The sequence below is a fragment of the Mycobacterium sp. UM_Kg1 genome, assembly GCF_000972925.1.
In the GTDB taxonomy this organism is placed as follows: domain Bacteria; phylum Actinomycetota; class Actinomycetes; order Mycobacteriales; family Mycobacteriaceae; genus Mycobacterium; species Mycobacterium hiberniae.
The window spans coordinates 1-4,754 of sequence record NZ_JRMK01000216.1 but is presented as its reverse complement, the minus strand read 5'-3'; the positions used below and the strand labels follow the sequence as shown (position 1 = coordinate 4,754).

5 protein-coding genes are annotated in these 4,754 nt (G+C 68.0%); 4 read left to right on the top strand and 1 reads right to left on the bottom strand.

Features of this window, described 5'->3' with window-relative positions; translation table 11 throughout:
* Window positions 1-544 (top strand): phosphoserine phosphatase SerB (gene serB, locus LI92_RS19915; protein WP_046321997.1); only part of this gene is annotated, 544 nt, incomplete at its 5' end.
* Window positions 545-553: 9 nt separating this feature from the next.
* Here the strand turns inward: serB and LI92_RS19910 are convergent.
* The gene (locus tag LI92_RS19910) at window positions 554-1,939 is read right to left on the bottom strand and encodes a PE-PPE domain-containing protein (RefSeq protein ID WP_046321996.1); all 1,386 of its coding nucleotides are present in this window, start codon (window positions 1,937-1,939) and stop codon (window positions 554-556) included.
* A gap of 146 nt (window positions 1,940-2,085) precedes the next feature.
* On the opposite strand from LI92_RS19910, the gene LI92_RS19905 reads away from it, so the two are divergent.
* The 3 genes from LI92_RS19905 to LI92_RS19895 are packed head-to-tail and all read left to right on the top strand — an operon-like array spanning window position 2,086 to window position 4,537.
* Complete coding sequence (locus tag LI92_RS19905; protein WP_152665566.1) at window positions 2,086-2,958, top strand: ABC transporter ATP-binding protein; 873 nt, start codon at window positions 2,086-2,088, stop codon at window positions 2,956-2,958.
* Window positions 2,955-3,779: an NUDIX hydrolase gene (locus tag LI92_RS19900; protein ID WP_046321994.1), complete on the top strand. Its 825-nt coding sequence runs from the start codon at window positions 2,955-2,957 to the stop codon at window positions 3,777-3,779. Before LI92_RS19905 ends, LI92_RS19900 begins: the two co-directional genes overlap by 4 nt.
* A complete protein-coding gene (locus tag LI92_RS19895; protein WP_046321993.1) occupies window positions 3,767-4,537 on the top strand; it encodes an enoyl-CoA hydratase in 771 nt (256 codons plus the stop codon). The genes LI92_RS19900 and LI92_RS19895 overlap by 13 nt, the downstream gene beginning before the upstream one ends.
* The last annotated feature ends 217 nt before the right edge of the window (window positions 4,538-4,754 follow it).

Sequence of the window (4,754 nt, the reverse complement as noted above, 5' to 3'; positions counted from 1 at the left end):
CCGGGTGTCCACGCTGGCCGGCCTGCCCGCCAGTGTCGTCGACGAGGTGGCCGAGCAGATCGAGCTGACCCCCGGGGCGCGGACCACCGTGCGCACCCTGCGTCGGCTCGGCTTCAAATGCGGGGTGGTCTCCGGTGGTTTCCGCCAGGTGATCGAGCCGCTGGCCGCCGACCTGCAGCTGGACTTTGTGGCGGCCAACGAGCTTGAGATCGTGGACGGCAAACTCACCGGACGGGTCACCGGTGCCGTGGTGGACCGGGCCGGCAAGGCCGAGGCGCTGCGCGAGTTCGCCGCCCAGATGGGCGTGCCGCTGGAGCAGACCGTGGCCGTCGGCGACGGCGCCAATGACATCGACATGCTGTCCACGGCGGGGCTGGGCGTGGCCTTCAACGCCAAGCCGGCGTTGCGGGAGATCGCCGACGCCTCCCTGAGTTACCCGTACCTGGACACCGTGCTGTTCCTGCTCGGGGTCACCCGGGCAGAGATCGAAGCCGCCGACGCACACGACGGCTTGCTGCGGCGGGTCGAGATCCCGCCGGCCTAGCCGGACGCCTTACAGCAACGCGCCGATCAACGCCAGCGGCAGGAGCCCGGCGGTGGCGGCGAGCGGTAATCCGATGGCGTCGAGGAGGTCGCCCTCGGCGATCTCGGACATGAAGGCGTTGTAGCTGTACTCGGGCAGCGTGAACAGCAAGGCGCTGAGCACGTCCAGCGGCGGAAAGCCCGTGTGCGGCGGGAACGAGCCGAAGAGGTCGTCCCACGTGGTGGGGACCGTGACTCCGAAAGAGGTCTGACCGCCTTCCATGATGCCGCCCAGGCTCGTCAACTGTTCGGCCCACTCCGGCAGTGAATAGACGTAGTTGGCGGGATCCATCAAGGTGTTGAAGGCGTCGGTGATGCCCTTCTGCACGCCGTCGAACAGTGCTTGCGGAACCTGCTGCAGGACACTGAAGTCGGGCAGGACTCCGATGCCGGTGGGGGTGTCGGCGAAGTCCGGGCTCCAGCCGTGCTCGATGTTGCCGTATCCGAGATTCACCAGCACTCGCAGTGCCGGATCGAGTAGATCGACCAGCGGGTTGCCGATGTAGGGCAGCAGTTGCAGCGGAGCCAGCAGCGGCAATGTGTCGGAGGGGATCATGTAGTAGTCGGTCAAGAGATCCGGGCCCGAAGTCGGAAGCAGCACCGCGTTTGCGATGTCCTCGGGACTGAGCCCCAGATAGGTCGGGTGCGCGAAGATGATGCCCATCACGGCGTTGATCGTGGACAAGAAATTGATCGGATACTGCGGAAAATTGGCGAAACCGTCGTACTCGTTGGTGTAGACGGTGGTGGGGAACAGATTGGCGGGCGCTGCGCCGCTGAATGTCATTCCGAAGCTGGGTATTTCCGGATACGTCCCGGTCGGAATGTCGAAGCGGGACAGCATGCCGCCGTTGGGAAGGCTCTCGTTGCCGATCAGCACGAAGTGCACGTAGTCGCTGGGCACGCCCTGGTCGGCGAGTTGTTGCATGAGCAGCGACGAGATCACCGCGCTCTGCGACCACCCGAACACCACGACGGGGTTGTCGGCGTCGACCTGACCGCCCGCGATCTGGTCGAGGATCGCTGCCTCCAGAATCTGGATGCCTTCTTCGACCGAACTGTCGAAAGTCCCGGTGAACGCACCCAGGAACGGGTACAGCGTTTCGGGAGTGGTCAGGATCTGGGTGCTGCCGGTGAAGCCGAGGGGCGCCAGGTAGAGCTCGTTGACCAGGTCCGCGTAGCCGGGGCCGGGCGTGGGCATGCCGCTGCCGCCCATGATCAACGCGGTCCCGCCGCCCAGCGGCGACCCGGCGCCGGTGAGCTGGACCGCCGGCGCCGCGGCGCCCGCAGGGGAGGGGCAGACGATGAGACCGGCACTGACAAGCCCGACCGCGACAGCACTGGAAATACGGACCATCGAAGCCCCCCGGAATAAACCCTAAGCATTGATGAGTGCGAACTGTGCAAAACATTACAACAGGGCCGCGCGGGTTACCGGCAAGAAGAATCGATCGAAAATGCGCCCTCGGTGGTCGTACCCCGGTCGGTCGGCACGCAGCCGGCATACGGCACGATAGGGCCGTGCCCGATACCGGATGTTCCGCTCCCGCAGCCGGGGCCGACCAGGATCTGTTGATCCAGTTCGAGGGCGTATCGCTGGTCCGTGACGGGCGGACCCTGGTGGGCCCGCTGGACTGGTCGGTCGAGCTCGATGAGCGCTGGGTGATCATCGGCCCCAACGGGGCGGGCAAGACCTCATTGCTGCGGATCGCCGCTGCCAGCGAGCACCCCTCCTCGGGTGTGGCTTACGTGTTGGGTGAGCGGCTTGGCCGGGTCGACACCACCGAGCTGCGGGCCCGGGTCGGTCTGAGCTCGGCAGCCCTGGCGCAGCGGATACCGGGCGGGGAGACGGTCAGCGACTTGGTCATCTCGGCCGGCTACGCAGTGCTCGGGCGGTGGCGGGAGCGCTACGACGCTGTCGATCATGAGCGGGCGGTCGACATGCTGGAGAGTCTGGGCGCCGAGCACCTGGCCGATCGCACGTACGGCACGCTGTCCGAAGGCGAGCGCAAGCGGGTGCTGATCGCCCGGGCGCTGATGACCGACCCGGAGCTGCTGCTGCTCGACGAGCCCGCGGCGGGCCTGGACCTTGGTGGTCGGGAAGAGCTGGTCGCCCGCTTGGCGGATCTGGCCGCTGATCCCGATGCGCCCGCGATCGTGCTGGTGACCCACCACGTCGAGGAGATTCCGGTCGGCTTCACCCACTGCCTGCTGCTGGCCGAGGGCCGCGCCGTGGCATCCGGTCTGCTCGAGGAGGTGCTCACCGCCGAGAACCTGTCGGCCACTTACGGGCAGTCGATCTCGCTGGACGTCATCGACGGGCGTTACTTCGCGCGCCGGACCCGTAGCCGAGCAGCCCACCGGAGGCGCGCATGACCCAACATCCACCACCACCGTTACCCGCGCGGCCTGCCGCGACGGTGATGTTGGTGCGTGAGGGCGCGGCTGCCGCCGGCGGGAGCGCTCTCGATGTGTTCCTGATGCGCCGCCATGCCGCGATGCAGTTCGCCGCCGGGGTGATGGTGTTTCCCGGCGGGGGAGTCGACGACCGCGACCGCAGTACCGAGATCGCCTGGCACGGACCGGGTCCGACCTGGTGGGCGCAGCGTTTCGGGGTGGACACCGACCTGGCGGCCGCCCTGGTCTGTGCTGCCGCGCGCGAGACCTTCGAGGAATCCGGGGTGCTGTTCGCCGGTCCCGCCGACGATTCCGGGCGAGTTGTCTCCGACGCTTCGGTCTACGCCGACGCCCGTCGAGCGCTGACCGCCGGGGAGCTCTCGTTCGCCGATTTCCTGAACGCCGAGAAGCTGATCCTGCATGCCGAGTTACTGCGGCCCTGGGCGAACTGGGTGACTCCGGAGGCCGAACGCACCCGCCGCTACGACACGTACTTTTTCGTGGGCGCGCTGCCAGTCGGTCAGCGCGCGGACGGGGAGAACACCGAGGCCGACCGGGCGGGTTGGCTCACCCCGGAGGCGGCGATCGAAGACTTCGCGGCGGGAAACAGCTTTTTGCTCCCGCCGACCTGGACGCAGCTGGATTCGCTGGTGGGCCGCAGCGTCGAGGCGGTGATGACGGTGGAGCGTCAGATCGTGGTGGTGCAGCCGGACCTGGCCCGCCGCGGCGATAACTGGGAGATCGAATTCTTCAATTCCGAGCGGTACAACGCGGCACGCGGGAAGAGGTGGCCCGGGTGAGCGAATTCGTCACGGTGCACAGCGGCGCCGACGAACCCGGGGTGGCCACCCTGCTGGTCTCCCGGGCGCCGAACAACGCCATGACCCGGCAGGTCTACCGGGAGATCGTTGCGGCCGCAGCCGAGATCTCCGATCGCGACGACATCGCCGCGGTGGTGCTCTACGGCGGCCATGAGATCTTCTGCGCAGGCGACGATGTCCCGGAGCTGCGCACGTTGATCGCCGCTGAGGCCGAGGTGTTCGCCCGGGTGCGCCACGATGCGGTGCAGGCCGTGGCGGCCATCGGAAAGCCGACGGTGGCGGCCATCACCGGCTATGCGCTGGGAAGTGGTCTGGCGCTGGCGCTGGCCGCGGATTGGCGCGTCTGTGGCGACAACGTCAAGTTCGGGGCGACCGAGATTCTGGCCGGCCTGGTTCCCGACGGCGGCGGTCTGGCGCGCCTGGCCGGCACCATCGGGGCGAGCCGTGCCAAGGAGCTGGCGTACAGCGGGCGGTTCTTCGACGCCGAAGAGGCGCTGGCCCTGGGTCTGGTGGAGCAGATGGTCGCCCCGGACGGGGTCTACGAGGCGGCGATGGCCTGGGCGCGCCAGTTCGTGGGCGCTCCGGCACGCGCGCTCGCCGCGGTCAAGGCCTCGGTCGACGCGGTGGCGGCGCCGATGGAGCGGGCGTTGGCAGACCAGCGCCGGTATGCCGAGGTGTTCGGGGCCGCCACCTGCAGCTCGCCGGGCGAGGACCAGCGGCCGACGCCGGAGCCATAAGGCCCATTACGACCGATTTTCATACTCCTATCAGCTAACGTACAGTTACGCGGCGAAGCCATCGTCGGCACCAGTGTGACCCCGTGAGGAATAGGCCATGCAGCGAACTGTTATTCGATCCTGGACCACCGCCACCGTCGCACTGATCGGTGCCGGCGCGATCGTTGCGGCACCGGTGGCCACGCCACTGGCCAGTGCCGTCGCCGTCGACATTCTG